General features: G+C 45.2%; 19 protein-coding genes and 3 pseudogenes. 17 read left to right on the forward strand and 5 right to left on the reverse strand.

Features of this window, described 5'->3' with window-relative positions; all coding sequences use genetic code 11:
• The first annotated feature begins 4 nt into the window (after positions 1 to 4).
• The 16 genes and pseudogenes from wecB to N5E84_RS14195 all read left to right on the forward strand — a co-directional run bounded on the left by wecB (position 5) and on the right by N5E84_RS14195 (position 15525).
• Positions 5 to 1075 (forward strand): non-hydrolyzing UDP-N-acetylglucosamine 2-epimerase, encoded by a 1071-nt coding sequence (gene wecB, locus N5E84_RS14120; RefSeq protein ID WP_019282753.1) that lies wholly within the window; start codon positions 5 to 7, stop codon positions 1073 to 1075.
• Positions 1072 to 2298, forward strand: coding sequence for a glycosyltransferase family 4 protein (locus tag N5E84_RS14125; protein ID WP_010317081.1), 1227 nt, complete (start codon positions 1072 to 1074; stop codon positions 2296 to 2298). The genes wecB and N5E84_RS14125 overlap by 4 nt, the downstream gene beginning before the upstream one ends.
• Before the next feature lie 409 nt (positions 2299 to 2707).
• On the forward strand, positions 2708 to 3322 hold the full coding sequence (locus N5E84_RS14130; protein WP_019282752.1) for a sugar transferase: 615 nt from the start codon (positions 2708 to 2710) through the stop codon (positions 3320 to 3322).
• Entirely contained in the window at positions 3312 to 3974 is a 663-nt protein-coding gene (locus N5E84_RS14135; RefSeq protein ID WP_019282751.1) for an acetyltransferase, read from the forward strand. The genes N5E84_RS14130 and N5E84_RS14135 overlap by 11 nt, the downstream gene beginning before the upstream one ends.
• Before the next feature lie 2 nt (positions 3975 to 3976).
• A complete protein-coding gene (locus N5E84_RS14140) occupies positions 3977 to 5155 on the forward strand; it encodes a DegT/DnrJ/EryC1/StrS family aminotransferase (RefSeq protein WP_019282750.1) in 1179 nt (392 codons plus the stop codon).
• 32 nt (positions 5156 to 5187) lie between these two features.
• The gene (locus N5E84_RS14145; protein WP_019282749.1) at positions 5188 to 7128 is read left to right on the forward strand and encodes a polysaccharide biosynthesis protein; all 1941 of its coding nucleotides are present in this window, start codon (positions 5188 to 5190) and stop codon (positions 7126 to 7128) included.
• Between the two features lie 202 nt (positions 7129 to 7330).
• A pseudogene (locus N5E84_RS14150) lies at positions 7331 to 7828 on the forward strand (MBL fold metallo-hydrolase); the annotation flags it as partial.
• Between the two features lie 73 nt (positions 7829 to 7901).
• Entirely contained in the window at positions 7902 to 8210 is a 309-nt protein-coding gene (gene tnpA / locus N5E84_RS14155; protein WP_019282915.1) for an IS66 family insertion sequence element accessory protein TnpA, read from the forward strand.
• A complete protein-coding gene (gene tnpB, locus N5E84_RS14160; protein WP_019282914.1) occupies positions 8204 to 8323 on the forward strand; it encodes an IS66 family insertion sequence element accessory protein TnpB in 120 nt (39 codons plus the stop codon). Before tnpA (N5E84_RS14155) ends, tnpB (N5E84_RS14160) begins: the two co-directional genes overlap by 7 nt.
• 76 nt (positions 8324 to 8399) lie before the next feature.
• On the forward strand, positions 8400 to 8720 hold the full coding sequence (gene tnpA / locus N5E84_RS14165; RefSeq protein WP_019283194.1) for an IS66 family insertion sequence element accessory protein TnpA: 321 nt from the start codon (positions 8400 to 8402) through the stop codon (positions 8718 to 8720).
• Positions 8717 to 9070, forward strand: coding sequence for an IS66 family insertion sequence element accessory protein TnpB (tnpB, locus tag N5E84_RS14170; RefSeq protein WP_019283195.1), 354 nt, complete (start codon positions 8717 to 8719; stop codon positions 9068 to 9070). The genes tnpA (N5E84_RS14165) and tnpB (N5E84_RS14170) overlap by 4 nt, the downstream gene beginning before the upstream one ends.
• A gap of 59 nt (positions 9071 to 9129) precedes the next feature.
• On the forward strand, positions 9130 to 10662 hold the full coding sequence (locus tag N5E84_RS14175; protein WP_069211897.1) for an IS66-like element ISVa11 family transposase: 1533 nt from the start codon (positions 9130 to 9132) through the stop codon (positions 10660 to 10662).
• 12 nt (positions 10663 to 10674) lie between these two features.
• Complete coding sequence (gene tnpB / locus N5E84_RS21400) at positions 10675 to 10935, forward strand: IS66 family insertion sequence element accessory protein TnpB (protein WP_095661215.1); 261 nt, start codon at positions 10675 to 10677, stop codon at positions 10933 to 10935.
• 86 nt (positions 10936 to 11021) lie between these two features.
• The gene (gene tnpC, locus N5E84_RS14185) at positions 11022 to 12551 is read left to right on the forward strand and encodes an IS66 family transposase (protein WP_081245518.1); all 1530 of its coding nucleotides are present in this window, start codon (positions 11022 to 11024) and stop codon (positions 12549 to 12551) included.
• Positions 12552 to 12579: 28 nt separating this feature from the next.
• Positions 12580 to 13408 (forward strand): annotated as a pseudogene (locus N5E84_RS14190) (beta-CASP domain protein); the annotation flags it as partial.
• Positions 13409 to 13635: 227 nt separating this feature from the next.
• Positions 13636 to 15525, forward strand: coding sequence for a methyl-accepting chemotaxis protein (locus N5E84_RS14195; protein WP_019282259.1), 1890 nt, complete (start codon positions 13636 to 13638; stop codon positions 15523 to 15525).
• Positions 15526 to 15591: 66 nt separating this feature from the next.
• On the opposite strand, the gene N5E84_RS14200 is transcribed toward N5E84_RS14195, so the two are convergent.
• Both N5E84_RS14200 and N5E84_RS14205 read right to left on the reverse strand, forming a co-directional pair.
• Positions 15592 to 16827 (reverse strand): mechanosensitive ion channel family protein, encoded by a 1236-nt coding sequence (locus tag N5E84_RS14200; RefSeq protein WP_017045418.1) that lies wholly within the window; start codon positions 16825 to 16827, stop codon positions 15592 to 15594.
• A 168-nt stretch (positions 16828 to 16995) separates the two neighbouring features.
• On the reverse strand, positions 16996 to 17922 hold the full coding sequence (locus N5E84_RS14205; RefSeq protein WP_019282258.1) for a D-2-hydroxyacid dehydrogenase: 927 nt from the start codon (positions 17920 to 17922) through the stop codon (positions 16996 to 16998).
• 71 nt (positions 17923 to 17993) lie between these two features.
• Between N5E84_RS14205 and N5E84_RS14210 the strand changes: the two genes are divergently transcribed.
• Positions 17994 to 18581, forward strand: coding sequence for a YjaG family protein (locus N5E84_RS14210; protein ID WP_026028258.1), 588 nt, complete (start codon positions 17994 to 17996; stop codon positions 18579 to 18581).
• Positions 18582 to 18687: 106 nt separating this feature from the next.
• Here the strand turns inward: N5E84_RS14210 and N5E84_RS14215 are convergent.
• The 3 genes and pseudogenes from N5E84_RS14215 to N5E84_RS14225 form a co-directional block, all read right to left on the reverse strand.
• Positions 18688 to 18981: pseudogene (locus N5E84_RS14215) on the reverse strand (transposase domain-containing protein); the annotation flags it as partial.
• Between the two features lie 157 nt (positions 18982 to 19138).
• Complete coding sequence (locus N5E84_RS14220; RefSeq protein ID WP_069212002.1) at positions 19139 to 21364, reverse strand: YjbH domain-containing protein; 2226 nt, start codon at positions 21362 to 21364, stop codon at positions 19139 to 19141.
• Entirely contained in the window at positions 21361 to 22113 is a 753-nt protein-coding gene (locus N5E84_RS14225; RefSeq protein ID WP_019282255.1) for a capsule biosynthesis GfcC family protein, read from the reverse strand. Before N5E84_RS14225 ends, N5E84_RS14220 begins: the two co-directional genes overlap by 4 nt.
• Between the last annotated feature and the right edge of the window lie 33 nt (positions 22114 to 22146).

A 22146-nucleotide genomic window follows, 5' to 3' on the forward strand; every position in this document is an offset into this window, starting at 1 on the left:
AAAGATGCAAAGAATTTTTACCATCATAGGCGCACGTCCACAGTTTATTAAAGCTAGCGTTGTATCGCGCGCTATTCAGCAAGTCGACGGTATTGAAGAGATTATGCTGCATACGGGCCAGCATTTTGATGCCAATATGTCGGATATTTTTTTCAACCAACTGAATATTCCACGGCCGCATATTCAGTTAGATATTCACGGTGGTAGCCACGGTGACATGACCGGGCGTATGCTGAAAGAAATTGAACAGGCCTTGCTAACCCATAAGCCAGATCGTGTCTTGGTGTATGGAGATACCAACTCAACACTTGCTGGCGCGCTTGCGGCAGCAAAACTGCATATACCTGTTGCTCACATTGAAGCAGGCTTGCGCAGCTTTAATATGCAAATGCCGGAAGAGATTAATCGTATCCTCACCGATCAAGTGAGTGATTTACTCTTTTGCCCAACGGATACGGCAGTGCAAAATCTGAATAACGAAGGCTTTGCAAACAAGCAGGTACGGGTATTGCAAGTTGGCGACGTAATGCAGGATGCGGCGCTCTTATTTGCCCAAAAAGCGGTTGCACCAGCAGGTGAGCTGCCAGATGAGTTTATTTTGGCTACATTACATCGTGCTGAAAACACAGATAGCCCCGAGCGCTTGGCGAATATTGTGAATGCACTGAATCAACTTCATCAGACTTTGGCTCCTATTGTACTCCCTTTGCACCCACGGACGCGCAAACTGATCGCCGAACAAGGTCTTGAGTTGAACGTTCATTTGACTGATCCCGTCGGTTATTTTGAGATGGTCTGGCTACTAGATCACTGCCAGTTGGTACTGACAGATAGCGGCGGTGTGCAGAAAGAAGCGTTTTTCTTTGGTAAGGCCTGTGTCACGATGCGTGACCAAACCGAATGGGTAGAGCTGATAAAAGCGGGAGCTAATGAGTTAGTTGGTGCTGACATTACAAAGATTATTGAAGCCGCTACTCGTAATCTTGGACGTAAAATCCAAGATACACACAATCTGTATGGTGGCGGGAAAGCTGCACAGCAGATTGTGGATGTTATCCTGAAGGCTAGTATATGAGTAAAACAGTTTGGATTGTACAACAGTACGCGTCTACCCCGGCAACGGGGATTGGAGGGCGCCATTACTACTTAGGGCGTGAACTAGTAAAGCTGGGGTATAAGGTATATTTGATTGCTTCTGCTTCACACCATCTGTTACGTGAAAAGCCAGTTTTAAATCAGCCATTTAAAATAGAAACGCTGGAAGAAGGTTTCTATTTTGTGTGGGTTAATATGCCTGATTATACAGAAGCACACAGCAAGCAACGTGCTTTGAATTGGTTTTTATTCCCTTGGCAGATTCAAAAATTGGCACGAAAAATTGCTGATAAGCCGGATGCTGTTTTATCTTCTTCTCCCTCACTTATTGCTTTTTTAGGCGCTCAACGACTGGCTAAAAAATTCAAAGCCCGTTTGGTTTTTGAGGTACGTGATATCTGGCCGTTGACCTTGACTGAAATTGGTGGTTATTCACCTAAGCATCCTTTTATTCGTTTGATGCAGTGGGTGGAAGATAAAGCCTATCGTGACTCTGATGCGGTTGTATCTAATCTTAAAAACTCTGTTGAACATATGGCTGGCCGTGGTATGGCGCGTGATAAATTCAGTTGGGTGCCTAATGGGTTCTCTTTAGATGAAGTGAATCAAAAAATCCCACTCAATCATACTGCTGCCGCTCAGCTTCCAAAAAATAAATTTATCATTGGCTATACAGGTACGCTGGGCGTGGCTAACGCGTTGCAAACGCTAATTGAAGCTGCTGAGCGGTTGCAGGAATATACTGAGATTGCCTTCGTGTTAGTGGGTGCGGGAAAAGAGAAAGCCGCTCTCCAGTCTTTGGTTGCAGAGAAACAATTGCGTAATATATTCTTTATTGACCCCATTCCAAAAGTTGAAATTCAGTCTATTTTGAGCGAGTTTGATGCTTGTTACATCGGGCTTACAAAAGACCCATTATTCCGATTTGGTGTCTCACCTAACAAACTATTTGATTACCTTTATTCAGGTAAGCCGATTGTTTACGGTATTGAGTCTGGTGAGTATAAGCCAATCGAAGACTCTAAGGCGGGGCTACAAGTCCCGGCCCAAGCTCCAGAGCAACTGGCTGATGCTGTCTTAAGCCTTTATCAGATGCCAGCAGAGGAAAGGCTGGCTATGGGGGAAAATGGCCGTAAAGCTGCACTTAAGCAGTATGAGTATGGGCAACTGGCTAATCAATTGATAAAAGTATTGTTTAACTAAGTGCCTTCTGACAAGGTAACCGCATGAACATCCTTGACTTTAGATGTACATACTTTCAGAGAAAAATCATCAACATGCCTATGTTTAAAGGGTGAATTCCATAGATTGGTTGCTCTGTTGGATAGCGTTATCACACAACAAACAATTAACCGATGATCATTTTCAGTGTTTTCTAATATCTCCATAGACAAATTGGAGGTTAAACAATGAGTAACCAGCACCCATTTATGCATGTTGACGCCATCCCAGATTACCCTTAGTACTAAGTCTGAAGTGAAACGACATTGAAAGCGATTATTAAACATAAAAGGGTGATGGATCCAGAGTGCCTTTTGAAGGTATTGGGAAGCCTTTATTTACGAGAATGTTCATGATTTTTAAGTATAGTTCTGAATTTTATAGGTAGATAATGAAAAGGATATTTGATTTCCTGATTTCACTCGCGGTGCTCATTGTTTTATCCCCAATCACTGTGCTCGTTGCTTGGAAAATACGTTCAAACCTTGGCTCCCCAGTGCTTTTTCGCCAAATCAGGCCGGGTTTAAATGGTCAGCCTTTTGAAATGATCAAGTTTCGTACCATGAAAGATGCTGTGGATGCTAATGGTAACCCATTGCCGGACTCTGAACGCATGACTCCTTTCGGTGATAAGTTGCGTAATTCAAGTCTAGATGAACTGCCAGAACTGTGGAATGTGCTAAAAGGTGAGATGAGTTTGGTTGGCCCACGCCCATTGTTAATGCAATATTTACCTCTGTATAGCAAAGAGCAAGCTCGTCGGCATGAAGTCCGTCCGGGGGTGACCGGGTGGGCGCAAATTAATGGTCGTAACGCCATAAGTTGGGAAGAAAAATTCAAACTCGATGTTTGGTATGTTGATAATCGCTCTTTTTGGCTAGATTTAAGAATTCTGTTGTTAACAGTAAAAAAGGTGTTTGTTAAAGAAGGTATTTCGGCGGATGGTCACGTCACAATTGCCCCATTTACAGGGAAAGATCAACAAGGAACAGGTAATGAACGTTAAGCCTGTGAGTAAAAACTCGTTAGGTTCTTGTGCGATTCTCGGTGCCAGCGGACATGGCAAGGTCATTGCTGAAATGGCTGAGCTCAATGGCTATTCTGATATTCATTTTTATGATGACCGCTGGCCAAGTCTAGGACGAATAGAGCTTTGGCAGGTGTCAGGCAATAGTGAAACCTTACTCAAGCAAGCGCAGCATTATGCTAATGTTGTTGTTGCTATAGGCAATAACGCAACTCGCTTAGAGAAGTATAATCAACTGGTTGCGTCTGGAGCTAGCTGTCTGCCTTTGGTTCATCCCTCTGCCATAGTTAGTCGATATGCCAATGTGGAAAATGGTACGGTAGTGATGGCTGGTGCGGTGATTAACCCGTTTAGCCGTATTGGGCAGGTCTGTATTATTAATACAGCTGCTACGGTAGATCACGATTGTATCATTGAGGATGGAGTGCATCTGAGTCCTGGTGTACACCTTGCTGGCGGGGTAGAAGTTGCACAAGCTAGTTGGCTGGGAATTGGTTGTCAGATTAAGCAATTAATCAAAATTGGTTCAAACGCTGTTGTTGCAGCAGGAGCAACAGTGATAAACGATGTATTATCGAATCAGGTGGTGGTAGGTGTCCCTGCAAAACCTATTTGCCCTAAGGAATTATAACTGTGTTAAATACCCCTTTTTCTCCTTGGCCGAGTTTCACTCAAGAAGAGGCCGATGCAGTCAGCCGTGTGCTGTTATCAAACAAAGTCAATTACTGGACAGGCACGGAATGCCGTGAGTTTGAAAAAGAGTTCGCAGCCTGGGCAGGCTGTGAATACGCGATTGCGCTAGGCAACGGCACGCTCGCGCTAGATGTTGCCTTAAAGGCCTTGGGCGTTGGCGAAGGGGATGAAGTGATCACCACTTCACGTACTTTTTTGGCCTCTGCTTCTGCCATTGTCACCGCTGGTGCCAATCCTGTGTTTGCTGATGTTGATCTCAACAGCCAAAATATTACTGCTGAAACCATTGCGGCCGTAGTCACTGAAAAAACCAAAGCAGTAATTGTGGTGCATTTGGCGGGTATGCCAGCCGAAATGGACGTGATTATGGCACTCGCCGCCGAACGCGGTTTCTATGTGATTGAAGATTGCGCCCAAGCCCATGGCGCGAAATACAAAGGCCGTAGTGTCGGCACCATTGGTCATATTGGCGCTTGGTCATTCTGCCAAGATAAAATCATGACCACCGGCGGTGAAGGCGGCATGGTGACGACCAACGATCATGCGCTTTGGTCAACCATGTGGTCTTACAAGGATCACGGTAAAAGCTATGATGCGGTATACAACCGTCAGCACCCGCCGGGCTTTCGTTGGTTACATGAAAGCTTTGGTACTAACTGGCGTATGACGGAGATCCAAGGTGTATTGGGCCGTATTCAACTGCAGCGTATGGCAGAGTGGACAGCCAAACGCCAGCACAACGGCAAGTTGATTGATCAAGCAGTAGCGGATTTGGCCATTGTGCGCCGAGTGGAAGTCGCGGACTATATTGAGCACGCAGAGTACAAGCATTACCTGTTTGTTAACCCTGAGCAATTGAAGGACGGTTGGAACCGCGATCGTATCGTGGAAGAAATCAACGCCTCGGGTGTGCCTGCATATCAAGGCAGCTGTTCGGAGATTTACCTCGAAAAAGCCTTTGACAACACGCCATGGCGCCCTGCAGAGCGTCTACCTAATGCTCTGCTAGTTGGTGAATCCAGTTTAATGTTCCTCGTTCATCCTACTTTGACTGAGCAAGAAATGAATAAAAGTTGTGATGTGATTAGGAGAGTTTTAACTGAGGCCACTCTCGGATAATGAAGACTAAATGAAATTTATAAAGGCGTTACATGGCTAGGCTGAACTTTATCTGGAACTTATCGCGGGTTAATAAGCGCATTATCAGCGTCATTATTGACCTTCTTTTTATCGTCTTCTCTTTTTATGCCGCTTATTGGGTAAGAATTGGTGAAATTGCTTTGATCAAATCACCAACGGTTCCTTACCTTCTGGGTTGTGTTGCTATCATCACCATCCTTTCTTTCACACGGCTTGGGCTCTACCGTGCGGTATTGCGTTACCTTACTTTTCATGCGTTAGCGGTGGTCAGTATTGGCACGGTGATTTCAGCGGCTTCTGTTGCCGTTCTTGCATTTTATTTTAGTGCGCCTATTCCGCGTTCTTTACCCATTATTTACGGAACCTTTCTCTGCCTTTTATGTGGAGGCTCGCGACTTATCGTTCGTGTGCTCGTTGCCCAACTCAATGGTCAAGGAAACAAGCCTGTGCTGATTTATGGTGCGGGCTCAGCTGGAAGGCAGCTTGCACTAGCGCTCAGAAATTCGGAAACTCATAAAGTAGTAGGGTTTATTGATGAAGATAAAACCCTTGAAAACACCGTGATTATGGGGTTGTGTGTACATAATGTTGGTCATGCAGATAGGTTAGTTGCTAAACATAATGTAAAGCAGATACTACTTGCAGTGCCAAGTGCTTCGCGTGCTCGAAGAAAGAAAATATTGGATTCTTTGGTTTATCTTTCTGCAGAAGTACTTACCGTACCAGATATGAAAGATATTGTTGAAGGTAAGGCGAGTATTGATGAGCTAAAAGACGTTGCGATTGAGGACTTACTTGGGCGAGATCCGGTTATACCGCAGCGCTCTTTAATGGAAGCGAACATCAAAGATAAAGTTGTTATGGTCACCGGGGCTGGGGGCTCGATTGGCTCAGAGCTGTGTCGACAAATTATTCTCAGCCAGCCGAAAAAGTTGATTCTTTTTGAGCTTTCTGAATTTGCGCTATACCAAATTGATCGAGAGCTTAGTCAACTTAGTGTCCGCAAAAAACTAAATATTGAAATCGTACCTCTGCTTGGTTCTGTTCAGCGTATTAATCGTTTATCAATGGTGATGAAAAGCTTTAGCATTCAAACCATTTACCATGCCGCCGCCTATAAGCATGTTCCTTTGGTAGAGTTCAACGTAGTGGAAGGGGTACGAAACAATGTGTTTGGTACATACTACACTGCAAAAGCTGCAGTGGAGGCTCAGGTTGAGTCCTTTGTGCTTATCTCTACAGACAAAGCAGTTAGGCCTACTAATGTAATGGGTACGACTAAGCGTATGGCTGAATTAGGTTTACAAGCCTTGGCAGAGCAAGAAAATGAGAAGCCTAAAGGCACCCGTTTTTGTATGGTGCGTTTTGGTAATGTGCTGGGTTCTTCTGGTTCAGTGGTGCCACTGTTTAAAAAACAGATAGCAACAGGCGGCCCTTTAACTGTTACTGATCCTGAAATAACGCGTTATTTTATGACCATTCCAGAAGCCGCACAGTTAGTGATCCAAGCAGGAGCGATGGGCAAAGGTGGTGATGTCTTCGTTCTCGATATGGGGGAATCTGTGCGTATTTCAGATCTTGCCAAAAATCTTATTCAGCTTTCTGGGTTGGAAGTGAAAGACGAATCTAACCCATACGGTGACATTGAGATAAGTTATACCGGGCTACGCCCTGGAGAGAAGCTGTATGAAGAGCTTCTGATTGGTGACAATGTTGAGAATACGGCGCATGAGCGAATTATGACTGCGACAGAAGTAAACTTACCGTTACCTCAATACATGCATCTTTTGGAAGAACTCGATATTGCTTGCCATAACTTTGATCATGAGCGTATCCGTGAGCTATTGCTTGATGCGCCGACAGGCTTTACCCCTAGTGATGGTATTTGTGATTTGGTGTGGAAGAGAAATCATCCAGGAGAAATGTCCAAAGAGTGCTTAGCAACATATTAGCCAAACCAGATACGGTATAAAAGGGTTCATCACTATGTGATGAACCCTTTTGCGTTTTAGGGCAAAAATATTAGTGAGCTATACATCGGTTAGAATGAAACTTTGCCAGCTGCGACGAATTTTTTAACAGACCATCTGTTGTGATGAATAAATAGCGCGCACTATCGATTCAATTACTCCATAAAAAATGAAAGGATTGAACATGCAGATCATCCACCACGGTGGAAAAGAGACCGTCACAGGCTCTTGTCATGAGCTGAGGCTCGGGAAGAAAGGGATTTTAGTTGATTGCGGCTTATTCCAAGGGCGTGATAGCCGACCAATGGCGATTGATTTTCCATTAACTCATCTGCAGGCGTTGTTGTTAACCCACTCGCATATTGATCACATCGGCCGTATACCTTGGTTATTAGCGGCGGGTTTTCATCAGCCTATTTATTGCACACCCGCTACCGCAGAATTACTCCCATTAATGTTAGAAGATGGGTTAAAGCTTCAACTTGGCTTAGGGCAAGCACAGCGTACAAGAATATTAGAAAGGCTGAATAAACAAATAAAGCCGGTGAATTATGGCGTGTGGCAGCGTATTTCTCGTGATTTAGACAATACTTATTTTCGCTTTACGCCTGCGGGCCATATTTTAGGGTCAGCGTTTATTGAAGTGAAACTGCCAAATAATGAAATTGTCCTGTTTTCAGGTAAGCGTCGATTTAACCCCACCTACTAATATTTCCGCATGCTCGGCATAGTGACTCCATAACTAAGGAGTCACCATGCACCCATCCAATAAACCTCAGTTCTGGGCTGAAATCATTGAACAGCAGAGCCAAAGTGAGTTATCCATTGTCACGTTCTGCAAAGCAAATCAATTGACGGAACATACTTTTTATTACTGGCGTAAAAAACTTTACGGCGGGGGGCAACGTCAGCTTGTCCATCCTGTTGTGATCGAAGATAAACCGAAAATAAAAAGCAATATTCAATCGGTAGTGCTCTCACTACCAACAGGAATAACGGCTGAGTTGCCCGCTGAAATGCCAGCACACCAAATCCAGAACTGGTTACAGGCGCTGATGTGTTAACACCAAATTCGGGTATTTATCTGGTCTCTGGTATTACCGATATGCGTAAGTCCATTGATGGCCTGTCACTGATTGTTGCTGATGTACTGGACATGGATCCGTTCAGTGAGTAAGCGCGTCATAAACCCCGCATTCTAATCACCTAGCCCGAATAATAAGATCAAACCTCCAACCCAAAGGAGATTTGAAATGGCCAAACGACGCACTAACCAAGAATGGCGAACCCTGTTCGAACACTATGAATCCAGCCAACTATCACAACGATTATTCTGTGAACGTAACGGACTGAGCCTCTCCACTTTTTACGCTAAGCGCCAACAGTTAAAGCACATCGAAAAACCGAACACGGTTGGCTTTGTTAAAGCAGAAGTCGTTGAAAAGACCACAAAGTATCAAGCCACTCACGTTGTCGTTGCCAATATGACGCTGCTCGTCAATGATGTTGAACTGAGCATCCCACAAGGCACGCCAGCGACCTATCTCGCAGAGCTTATCGGTGCGCTGTCATGAAACGTATGCTCAGTGCTCCCGAAATCTATCTCTATCGCGAAAGCGTCGATTTTAGAAAGTCCATCAACGGCCTCGCTGCGATTATCGAAAATGACACCGACTTGCCCTTGGGCAGCGGCGCACTGTTCCTGTTCACCAACAAACAGCGCGACAAAATCAAAGTGCTGTACTGGGATAAAACAGGCTTTGCTCTTTGGTACAAGCGCCTTGAAAAAGCCAAGTACAAGTGGCCATCAAAAGAGCAAAATGAGGTGTTTACCCTAACTCAATTCGAGCTTGACAGACTGCTTTCTGGCTTCACGATTATCGGCCATAAACCCGTTAGAATAAACGATTTTACAATGACTTAAGCGATAATATAGCCATATCCACCAAGCATTAACGGCATGATTTTAGTATAATCAATGCCATGAAAAAGACGCCAAATATCAACTCAGAAAGCCAAGATGTTGCCGAGCTACAAGCGATGGTGAAAGCGCTGTTGGCGTCAGAAACCCAATTGAAACAAGAGCGTCAATCGCTGCTTGAACAGCTCAAACTTGCCTTCGACCGTCAGTTCGCTAAACGCTCGGAGGCGTTAAAGCCTTACGATGAATCTCAAGGTGATCTCTTCAACGAAGCGGAGTGTGAGGCCGCTAAGGAAGAAGAGGTTGAAGTTGTCACAACGACCATCACAAAGAAGAAACGTGGTAAACGCAAACCACTGCCAAAGACCTTGCCTCGTGAAGTTATCGAACTCGATTTAAACGACGATGAAAAGCAGTGCACTTGCTGTCAACATAACCTGCATAAAATCGGTGAAGACCGTAGCGAGAAACTTGAGTTCACGCCAGCGGTACTAAAAGTGTTGGAATATGTTCGTCCTAAATATGCTTGCCGCCAATGCGAGCAAACAGAAGACAAAAACCACGTCGTTCAAAAGCCAGCGCCGCAAAGCATTATCCCGAAGAGCTTCGCCACAGAAAGCTTGTTGGCCAATATCATCCTCGGCAAATATCAATACGCGATGCCACTTTACCGCCAAGAATCCCTGTTTACCCAGTCGGGTATCGAACTCTCACGAACCACCATGGCAAGGTGGATTATCCAAGTCAGTGAGAAGTTCGCTCCACTTTACGCGGCCTTAAAAACGCACCTACTTGAGCAAGTGGTGATTCAGGCGGATGAAACGCCGCTCAATGTCCTCAAAGAAGATAAACAGTGTTATATGTGGCTTTACTGCTCGGGCGCAGACTCGCCTGAAGCCGCCCTCCCTAATGTGAGAAATATCGTCTTGTACGACTATCAAAACAGTCGAGCTAGGGCGTGCCCTGTTGCCTTCTTGGGGGATTACAGTGGTTATCTACAAACCGATGGCTATGGTGTTTATGATGGGCTTCATCTCGTCACCAATGTCGGTTGCTTGGCGCATGCTCGGCGCAAGTTCATGGAGGCGAAAAAGCTGCAAGGCAAAGGCAAGTCAGGCAAAGCGGATAGTGCATTGGCTAAAATCCAGAAACTCTATGGAATAGAATCACGCTTAAAAGGTGCCTGTGCCGAAAAACGGAAAGCAGAGCGCCAAGAGCATGCTAAGCCGATACTGGATGAGCTTTATGAATGGATGACAACTCAGAAAGTGCTTGAGTCTAGCCCGCTGGGTAAAGCGATAAAATACACGCTCGGTCAGTGGCCGAAGCTGAGCCGCTATATCGATGACGGTCACTTATCGATAGACAATAATCGTGCTGAACGCGCAATAAAACCGCTGGTTATAGGCAGAAAGAACTGGCTCTTCTCGACCAATCCCAATGGAGCTGAAGCGAGCGCGATGCTTTACAGTATCGTCGAGACAGCGAAAGCCAACGGCCTTATCCTTTACGACTACATGGTTAAGTGCATGAAAGAGCTAGCGAAATCTGAGCCTGATATCGATGCACTCCTGCCTTGGAACTTCCAACACTAACAATATCGCCCCGTGGGATCATGGGGCGGATACTTCAGTGAAGCCTGGTTTATCTTCTGCAACCGTGGACGAGATAAAATCAAAATTCTCTTTTGGGATACCAATGGCTTCTGGCTTTATTACCGCCGACTGGAGAAAGGCCGCTTTAAATGGCCGAAACCAAATAAATTGGGTCACGTAGCTATTTCCAGACAGCAACTTCAGTGGCTATTATCAGGGCTTAATCTGGAGCATCCTAAGGCTCACCAGCCCTTATATGGTCTTGAAGTGTGAGCTAAAACCATGATCGATATAAAGGGCTTGAACGATCCTTTTCCTCTGTCAGACTAACAGCATAATCTTGACCAAGAGCCTGACAAATGAATGACCTTCCTGATGATGTAGAACAACTGAAAGCGATACTGTTAGCGCTTCAGGAAGCCAACCTGGCTAAGGATAAACTGCTACAGGCTCAGCAAGAAGAAATGGCTGAGCTTAAAACACGGGTGGAACTTCTACTTGAGCAACTCAATCTCAGTAAATCCAAACGGTTCTCTTCCCAAAGTGAAAAGGTGGCTAAAGGTACCTTTAACGAAGCAGAGCAGCAAAATGCGCTGAACAAGCCAGAGCCAGCCCATCATAAAAAAGGACGTAAGCCTTTACCCAAAGAGTTAGAGCGCGAAGTTCAGGTGCATACGCTGAATGCGCCACACTGCGAATGTTGCGGTCATGAACTGCATAAGTGTGGCGTGGAGACTTCGGAAGAGCTGAAGATCATCCCTCAGAAAATCAGTGTGCTCCGTCATGAACGAACCAAATATGCTTGCCGCCAGTGCGAGCATACCGAAATCAGTAGTAAGATAGTGACAGCTCCAAAACCCGCTAGCATGATCCCCAAAAGTATCGGCAGCCCAGAAACCTTCGCCGCCATCGTTACAGCAAAATATGTGGATGCATTACCGCTATACAGACAGGTTGATATCCTCAAACGCGGTGATATTGATATCAGCCGAGGTACTTTGGCAAACTGGTGCGTTCAGTTAGGGAGTAAAGTTGAAGTCATTATCGACCAGATGAAAGCCCATCTGTTATCAGAAAGCCTTATCTGCGCAGATGAAACCACGGTACAGGTGCTATCGGAGCCAGGCAAGACAGCTCAGAGTCAATCCTACATGTGGGTCTACCGAAGTGGCGAGTTCCATACGACTCCCGTAGTCATCTACGATTACCAACCGAGTCGAAGTGCAAATTGTGTAAAAACCTTCTTGGGTGACTACTCAGGGTATCTACTGTCAGATGGATATCCTGCCTATGACACACTGAAAACAGTAACACAAGCGGGTTGCATGGCACATGTGAGACGTAAGTTCACCGATGCTCAAAAAGCCCAACCAACAAAGAAAGTGGGCCGTGTAGAGAAAGCGTTGAACTATATTGGAAAACTCTACGGCATTGAACGGGAAGTCAGAGGGCTAAGTCCAGAAATACGACAGCAGATTAGGCAACAAAAATCCAGCCCCGTTCTTGATGAGTTCCACAAATGGCTGGTCGGAATCAAAGAAACACAATTACCGAAGGGAAAGCTCGGGGTTGCTATCAACTATACGATAAACCAGTGGCCAAAACTCCTTACCTATCTGGCAGACGGAAATATCAGCATCGATAATAACGTGACTGAAAGAGATGTGCGTCCGTTTACGACTGGGCGCAAAAATTGGATGTTCTCAACTTCAGTTGGCGGAGCAAAGGCCAGTGCAAACCTCTATAGCCTGGTCATGACTTGTCGTGCTAACGATATCAATCCGTACTTCTACTTCGTGCACCTGTTCAGGGAATTACCGAAGCGCTCTTCAAGTGATGATCTGACTGATCTTATGCCATGGAATGTAGAAATCCGTGAGGCTGAATAAGGCCTCACTGGTTAATTGAGCGTTTACGTTTTCAGGGGATTTAGGTCCCAGCAACACACCCTTATTGCCGGACCCAGTCTCTCCGCCTCGCGCTGATTATCTGCTGATTGAATCAACCTACGCGAACAAAACCCACGACAATGTGCAGCTGCGGGCGCAGCGCTTAAAGGACATCATCAACCGTTCTTTGCAAGACGGTGGCACCATTTTAATTCCAGCATTCAGTGTGGGCCGAACACAAGAGCTGCTGTTTGATATTGAACAATTGATCTTCAGCGGTGAAATCGATGGCAATATTCCGATTATTTTAGATTCACCCATGGCGCAACAGGTGACGAAATCTTACCGAAAGTTTAAAAAAATTGTGGGGAAAAGAGGCGAAAAATCGTTTGGATGCACAAAGGCATCCGCTTGCGTTTGAACAGTGTATTACCGTTCAAGATTATCGAAGCCATCAAGCATTGGTCAACCGTTTAGCCTCAACAGGGGAAGCGGCGATTGTGGTGGCCGCGTCTGGCATGTGTGAAGGTGGCCGAGTGATGGCCTATTTAAAAGCGCTGTTGCCTGATAAAAGAACCGATGTGATCTTTGCGGGCTTCCAAGCACAAGGCACTCTGGGCCGAGCAATTGCGCAAGGCGATCACTCGGTAATGATCGATGGCGATGACGTACTAGTGAATGCACAGGTTCACAGTATGTCGGGCTATTCTGCCCATGCCGACCAAGCCGATTTGTTGCGCTTTATTGAGGGCATTGCCACTAAGCCTAAGCAAATTCATTTGATTCATGGAGAGCCCACCACAAAGCAAGCTTTTGCGGTTACGTTGCGCAGTTTAGGTTATGAGGTGATAGATTGAGCGCAATGTTTTGCCGTGTTAATTGCACTGTTAATAGCAATAACTTACTATTAATGGGTGTAAAAGATTTGTATCCATTAGCAACTAAACGATAACGCTTTGTAGCTTAGATTGTGGCTTGGACTTTTTGTCGGTTAATTACGACGCGGTGTGAGTGCAAAGTGTACATGTGTAGTGGGCGATTCTTACAAGTAAAATCTAATCTATTTCACCAATGGGGGTGAGTTGTGAATCTATCGTTAAAAGGTAAGTTGATAATGACAAGTTTGCTTGTTGTTATTGTGATGGCGGTGGTGTTGACGTTACTGTCGGCAAATTTATTGAAAGATGAAACGGAGAGTGGCATCAAGGAAAGGGTGTATGGTATCTCGAAATCGGCAACGAGTTCGATTACCCAATGGTTGGATGTTCGTAGCAAAGTCATTAGTGCGGTGATCCCTCACACGATGAAGGAAGATTCACTGCCTTTTTTACAGCAAGCTCAGCAAGGCGCACAGTTTGATTTACTCTATTTCGGCACTGAGCAAGGCACCACGCACCGTTCTATTCCGTCTCGAGGCGCAGACAATGCAAGCTATGATCCTCGGACAAGAGGATGGTATCAAGAAGCGAAAAATAGCTCCGGCACGATATTAACTGCCGCCTATGCTGATGCGATCACGGGCGCTTTGATGGTAACGCTCGCTGAACCGATTAAAAAAGACGGACAGTTTTGGGGCGTTATTGGTGCTGATGTGTTAATTGATCAATTGGTGAAGGATGTCATTGCGATTGATGCAGGGGCAAAATCAAACGCTATGTTGATCAACCGTGATACCGGGTTAATTGTTGCACACCGTAATAAAGATTTGATTCTCAAACCGCTGGCTTCTTATAGCCCTAACCTAACGCAGCAAGTCATCGACCGCTCAATGGCAGAGAATAAAATACAAACCGTGATGGTTGGTGATGTCGAAAAATTATTATTCTTTACCGCCGTTCCTGAGACTGACTGGGTGCTCGGCATTGAGCTCGATAAAGAGGTGGAGTACACCAATATTGGCGCGCTCTTTATGCAGTTAACCTCGATATCAGTCGCCATTACAATCTTGGTCGTGATCGTGTTTTCGGCATTGGTTGGCTTCTTACTGCGTGACTTGGGCCGAGTCTCCCAAGCATTGGCGGAAATTGCAGACGGTGATGCTGACCTTACCCAGCGCATTGAACCACGTTATCAAGATGAAGTAGGCGCACTGGCGAATAACTTTAATCAGTTCGTCGGTAATATGCACGGCATGATCAAGCGCTTCCATGAAGTGTCGCAAGGGTTAACACTGCAAGCAGAAAACACCGCAGCGCAAGCCCATGAGCGTACCCGACGCATTATGGTGCAACAAGATGAAATCAACATGGTGGCCACTGCGATTAACGAAATGGCAGCCGCAACGCAAGAGATTGCAGGCAATGCAGATAATACAGCGGCCACGTCTTTGGATACGGTGAAAATTTCTAACCACGGTGTTGAGCAGGTGAAAAATACTCAACAGTCGATCAGTGAGTTGTCGAAAGAGATGACGGTGGCCAAAGAAGTCATTGAGAACTTGAACCAGCACGCACAAAATATTAATACGATCTTGTCAGCGATTCAGGGCATTGCTGAGCAAACCAACTTACTGGCACTGAATGCGGCGATTGAAGCGGCAAGGGCAGGTGAGCAAGGGCGTGGATTCGCGGTGGTAGCGGATGAAGTTCGGGTACTCAGCCAACGGACGCACAGTTCGACACAAGAAATTCAACAGACGATTGAAACCTTGCAGAAAACCACGACTCAGGCCGTGAACATCATGACTGAGAGTAGCAAGCTTTCCGAAAGTAGCGTGGAAGATGCTAACGTGGCCGCGCAAAGCTTAGTGAAAATTGGTGAAGCGGTCGGCACGATCAGCGATATGGCAACCCAAATTGCAACCGCCGCAGAAGAACAGGCGTCAGTCACAGAGGAAATTACGCGTAATACCCAAGGTATACGCGACGTCTCTGATGAACTGGCAAAAGAAGCGCAAGAAGCTTCCCAACAAGCTGAATTGCTTTCTAGCTTATCTAAAGAGCTTCAACAAGAAATTAACCGCTTTAAACTGTAACCCTTCTCGATCACTTTATGATTAAACCTCCCCCATTAGGGGGAGGAAACTCAGGCAATGTCATGTTTACCTTGCGAGTGCTTGAAAGTCACTGCCAGTTGGCGCTTGAGAAACGCGTAGGCCGAAGTCGGGCAGTACGGAGTAAATGTGGTCAAAAATATCGGACTGAATACCTTCATACTCGACCCACACGACCGTATTGGTGAAACAATAGATCTCCAGCGCGACGCCATCGTGCGTGGGGGCCAGTTGGCGCACCATTAATGTCATGCCTTGGTGAATTTGGGGATGGTTACGCAAGTAACGTTCTAGATAGGCACGAAAACTGCCAATGTTGGTTAAGCGGCGGCCATTGATGCGGCAGGCTAAATCGAGTTGGCTCATCTGATTATAGGCGTTGAGCTCTTGTTCTTTCTCGGCCAAGTAGGGCTCTAAGAGTTGTGCTTTGCGTAGGTAGCTTTGCTCTTCTGGCGTCAGAAAGTGAATGCTATTGGCATCAATTAATACGCTGCGTTTAATGCGTCGGCCGCCTGATTCTTGCATCCCTTTCCAGTTTTTAAACGAATCAGAGATCAAGGCATAAGTAGGAATAGTGGTGATGGTTTTATCCCAGTTTTGCACTTTGACTGTGGTCAGGCTAATGTCGATGACGTTACCGTCTGCGCCATATTTGGGCATTTCAAGCCAGTCACCGACGCTTAGCATTTGGTTCGCTGAAAGCTGAATCCCCGCCACTAATCCTAAAATCGGGTCTTTAAATACCAGCATGATGACCGCCGTCATCGCACCTAAACCGCTCAGCAGTAGCACTGGTGATTTGCCAATTAAAATCGACGTCGCGAACAGTGCCGCGATAACAAATGCGATGATTTTGATGCTTTGAATAATGCCTTTGAGCGGAATGTTACGGCTGGTTGCGCTGCGATAAAGTAACGTTTCCACCACATTGAGCAGAGCGTAACTGCTTAACAGGCCAAAGAGGATAATCCACAGTAAGGTCAATGTATGCAGCAGTTCGTAAGTCGCACTGGCGTGGCTAAGCCATAACTGAGTTTGAATTGAAATGACAATCCCTTGAATTAACAAGGCAAAGCGGCTGAAAAGCTTTTTGCTAAACAGAATGTTTTGTAAAACTTGTGCGTTGGTTGTGCGCCGCTGTAGCCATAGGCTCACCCCTCGGTGCAACACTAAATGGATAACGATAGAAATAAGCGCGATAAGCCCAAGTGCTTCAGCAATCGGCAGCAGTTGTTCTAAATTAATGTTCAGTGATTGTAGCCACGAAGTGATGGCTGAAGGCATGATTTGCTCCTTGTGTCATTAGGCGATACCGTTCCTGTTTTACCGCATTAACTCGTGTTCGATGCGGCAGTGTATTCTCGACAGCAATGGCAAGTGGTTTGCGTGTCTATAGTAACATTGAGTTAAGGTTTCCCTAGGCTTAGTGCCGATTATTAACCGCTATTTGACCTAATAGCCTTTTTCAAAATCAATTCTGTTTTCAAGTTGGAACCCGTCGCGCCACAAGCCGTAATTACGGGTGAAAATCTCCACCACTTGCTCAGGAAAACTCACTGCCGCGATGTGCGGGGTAAGGCTAATGGCAGGGTGCGTCCAGAACGGGTGATCTTCGCTTAATGGCTCTTTTTCAAATACATCGAGGTAGGCGTGTTGAATGTGCCCCTCTTCAATCAATGCAATCAAATCACTCTCAATAAGGTTTTTACCGCGCCCGACATTAAACAGTAATGCATTGTGGCAATGGCTCAATGTACTTTGATTGAGTAAGCCTTTGGTGTGCGGCGTGTTGGGTAACGTACTGACCACAACCTCCGCGTGGGCGAGGGCAGTAGCAAGCTCGTTAATGTGATAGGTTTTATCAAAACCCCCGTTTTTGGCTGGGATGCCAGTGCGGTTGACGCCAATCACGTGCAAACCAAAGGCTTTGGCTACTTTTGCTAAATGGCTGCCAATCGAGTCTGTGCCGAGGATCACCATGGTTTTATCATTGATCGATTGATAAGGGTGGGTCTGCCACTGTTTAGCCGCTTGTTGCTGCGCGTAGCAAGCAAAGTGGCGAAAGTGTGTAATCAGGTTGCCCAGAACGTATTCAGCAATTTGCTGGCCGAAGATGCCTTTAACGTTGGTGAGCTCATAATCTTGACGAAGTTGTGGCGACATTAAGGTGTCGACGCCTGCATATTCCGAGTGCAACCATTCCAGTTGCGGAAAATCGTCCAAATACTTTGCCGCCAGTGGTGGTGCGGCCAGCAAAATGGTTGCTTCGCTGCGATCGTCAGTGATGGCTAAGCCGCTCAACTGCGCCTGTTCAATCGCTTGTCGATAAATATCGTTGTGTTCGGTCAGAATATAGAGTTTATGAGTGAAATTGTTCATCGGCTTTGCTTTTTTCCCTGTTGGTTATCAAGTACACTTCCGCTGTCTTTTTCTGCTGCGATTGAGTGATTATGCTACAAAACCCTCTGCAGGTTCGTCTTGAGAAATTTGAACCTTGGCAACAAATTACTTTTATGGCGTGTTTGTGTGAACGTATGTACCCGAACTATGCCATGTTTTGCGACAATACTGAATTTGCTCACACGCGAGTATATCGAGATATTCTCGACAGTGTTTGGGAATTGCTCACGGTAAAAAGTGCCAAAATCAATTTCGAGAACCAATTGGAGAAGTTGGAAGAGATCATTCCAAGCTCAGAAGATTTTGATGTTTACGCTGTGTATCCAGCAATTGATGCGTGTGTGGCTTTGTCTCACCTACTTCACGGCCTGCTTGATCGCGATTATCTGTATGAAAACATGCAAAAAATCAGTCAGGTGTCGGTGCTGACAGTGGCGCAGTTAGAAGAAGCGCAAACGGGCGAAGAGATCACCAACGACAATCAAAAACAAAATGAAGCGGTCTGCGCCGAATGGGATGTACAGTGGGCTATTTTCCGCCCTCTGCGTGAAGCCGTAGAGCGAGATATTGATTTGATTAAAGACCTACGCCAAGAGCTACGCGACGAAGGCGTGAGCAACATTGGCGTGAGTTTGTAGAAAAATGGGAGCTAAAGCACTAATGCCGTTCACTTAAGGTGAGCGGCATTGTATTTTCTAGGGTATCGGCTTGGCTTCTTCTTCACGACTTCATAAATCAGCCCTTTTTTCTTCGCTGTGTTAATGCACTTGGAGCAACAAATAGCTTACCTGTGCGGTCAACAATATCGAGCATATTGACAATGTCAGCCATGGATTTATCGTTATAGATGGCCATGCCAACCAGTAACCATGCCATCGACTCTAAAGTGAGCTTTCGTTTTCTTAGAGTAACGGTATCCGTAAGCTCATAAGCACTATTGATGAGCTCAATGAGCAAGAGGTCTGCGAGCGTTTCAACTTGATTGGGTTTATAACTGTTGATGATATCGAGGGCTTGAGAAACGTGTAAAAATCCGATAAACAAGGTCTATCGGATTTTTACATAAAGGTAGGATCATTCAACTGATCTGCCGATTAAAGTCTTAACTGATCGGCATTAGAGCTAAAGCTCCCATCATCCCTGTTTTCAATGACGCCGTGTGTATTTTGCCACATTGCCTTGCATTGACAGGCCATTACTGCGATGTATTGGGCCTTTGTACCCAAGGAGAGCGGGCATCTGTTCTATCATATAATTGATGTTTCTTTCTCAACATTTGCCCACCGTCGCGAGTGATTGGCTCCCAATTTAGTATTGCTCTGTTCGTTGATGGCTTCACTGTCATGATGTCAAAAGGAATTGAGACATAGAATCCTTTGTTATAGCTTCCTTCGCCATACTCATCAGCGGTTAAGTCTGTAAATACCGTATAAACACCAGCAATCACACCCGACTTGAATTGTTTAGAAAAATCAATTCGGGCACCAATATCTCCCCCTAAGAATTTGCCTGCACTAACTTTAAATAGCGTATTACTAAGAAACGACCAGTCAGGGGTATAGTAGGTGGTTAGGTGGCCTGTCGTACCTTGGTTTAACACATAAGCTCGGCAACTTGTTGGGTTATTAATACAAGTCTGAGAGTCTGGATTTACACCATTGTAGTAGAAGTAATTATCTGAATAAATCCCAAACCAAGAGTCAGCTTCACGCTGACTGAGGTAGTTCATATCCAATCCTAGAGCCCAGTTAGAGTTCATGGGGCGATATAATATTTCGCTACCCACACCAGCAAACATCGATTCTAAATATCCGCCGTAAACTTGTGTGTAGATACTCTCTGTTGGCTGTTCAAACCAAGTTAGCTGTAATTGGCTCAGACGCACGGGATCTTGTACGTAGCTACGGAACATCGTACGAACTCGAGGCGTCGCTTCATTTCGAACATGTGGTGACTGTGGGCTATCAATACCGTAATTGAATTTGTCGTAGTTATCGATAATGTTGATGTAGATCGCGCCGCCAAGTTCAAGTTTAGGCGTGAGCCAATAATTGGAGTGCGCGCTCAGGCCTAGGCTGAATAAATAGAAAGCTTCCGGTCCACCAAGAGATTGTTGTAGTGACGGTGATAAACCGTAATCCCAATGTTTGATAGATTGAGCCACTATAGAAGAAAATGTTGGGGTCGGTTCTTGATATTTATCGAAAGTAGACTGAGGAGTAAGCCCAAGTTGGTTATAATTGGCTGCCGAGATATAGTCTTCTCTATTAATTATGGTTTCAGTTAATGCGACACCATTGTTTTGTTCTATGATATGAAATTCCGTAATGTCATCACTAGCATAATGAGTTAAAACAGCTGCAGCTCGCTCAAGTGCTTCGTCTTTATCACGATATTTAACTTGTTCACCTGTCACGATAACTTTGGTATTAGAAACCGCAATGGTATTCTGTTGATAGCCAGCATTATGTAACAGCTCAATTGATGCTTGCTGCCAATCATTGGATGTAGGGGCTGCTTGAACTTTGGGTTTCGGCGTATCCAACCAACTTGCTTTCATGTGATTGAAGTTGGTATAAAAGTTAAAGCCTAGCGTTAGAGTATCACCTCGTTGATAACTGATTTTCGCATCTCCCCAGTCCCCCAATCGGTAATTCATACCAATATTCCAAGGAGTGTGCTGAGTCATATCAGAGTTGGCTCTTACTTGTGGCCCATCTTCAGAATAATCGTTGCCATCGTACTCAATTTTAATTCGCAGTGGCTCGTAAGGTGTTTGATATTCGATTCCACCATATAATGCCGCGGGGCCTTTAAACCAACGTTCAAAATCAACCATGCCGCCATTGTCTTTAAAATCACTCGGTCGGTTACAAAATCGGTCGCTTATTTTACAAACCGGGTTACTGACGTTGCCACTTTGCCCTATGTATCCCCAGCCGATACCCAGTGTGAAATCAAGGTTGCCAAAACGTTTAGTTGCAGCGACAAACTCACCGTCAAACATACCAGTACCACCAAAATCTCGCACGCCAATAGATGTTTCTGGTAGCCAGTAGCTTTCTTCAATGAGGCGAACTTTAAAATCCATACCTTTGTCTGTATACAGGTTATCGCCGCTGTAGTCTGGATTTGAATTATAGAGAACATCGGGTAAGCGGGTATAGCGAATTGTCGCATCAAGCCATGGCATCACTTGCATCGAAGCAACGTAATGGTGGTAGTCGTTATTAAAACTGACACCGATATTAAATTCACCTTCTTCTGCCATGCGGCCTGAAGGCATTTGCATTAGACCAGTACCACCAAAGTCCATTTGTGATGGTTTCCAATCATTCGTGTTGCCTAGGGCAATCGATGCATAACTAACAGAGATCAGACTTAAAGACGAAATAAGAAATGAAGAATATTGAGGTTTCATAAAAAGCCTTTTCTTGACCGAAGTAGCGAAACAATCTCGCTTTCGAAACCTAATAACTGAGCGTTTGAGCTGTTAAATCCTACGAAAATGACGCTACCCGGTGCTAGGAGAGTTTGTTCATCATTCCAGTAGGCATATCCCGCTTGTTTGGCATGACCATCAGGATAAATCACCCAGACATTGCTGTTATTGGCGCTCGATAATAATGTTGTTTGGTTAAGGTAATCTGCGACAGTTAATCCACCAATAAACGGTTTAGTGACCGGAGAGAAAAGTAACCCTTCAATACGAACTGTTTTGGGCCTTTTGGGCGTAATTATCTCGAAATTGCCTTCTAGCTGAGGGTTGTTCTTCGGTGCGATCCGTATTACATCATAATCAAGATTGATGAATTCACGATAACCAACATTCCAACGACTGATTTGCTCATTCAATAAAGCAATGCTTGCTTTAGATTTTGGATGATCATGTGTGTAGGCAGTTAAACGTTGAAGTAAGGTTTGTTTTATTTTTTCCACTTCGCTCGCTTTATCTTGATTAAAAAGCATATTGTTCAATGGATAAGTGGTTAATGCAGCGAGTGGTCCGTTTGGGTTGTTATAAGCCATTTCTACGGTTTTTTGTTGGTTAATAATGTCAGTGAATATTTTTTCCAGCCGTTCTGGTTGGCTATATTCAAGTACTTTTTTTTCATCGGGTAAGTGTATCGTTAACACGGAAGCAAAGCCGCTTGCTGAAAAAGCAGCCATAAATAGTGCTAGAAGACAATAATTCATAAATGA

This window comes from Vibrio sp. J502 (genome assembly GCF_025397955.1).
GTDB classification, from domain to species: domain Bacteria; phylum Pseudomonadota; class Gammaproteobacteria; order Enterobacterales; family Vibrionaceae; genus Vibrio; species Vibrio anguillarum.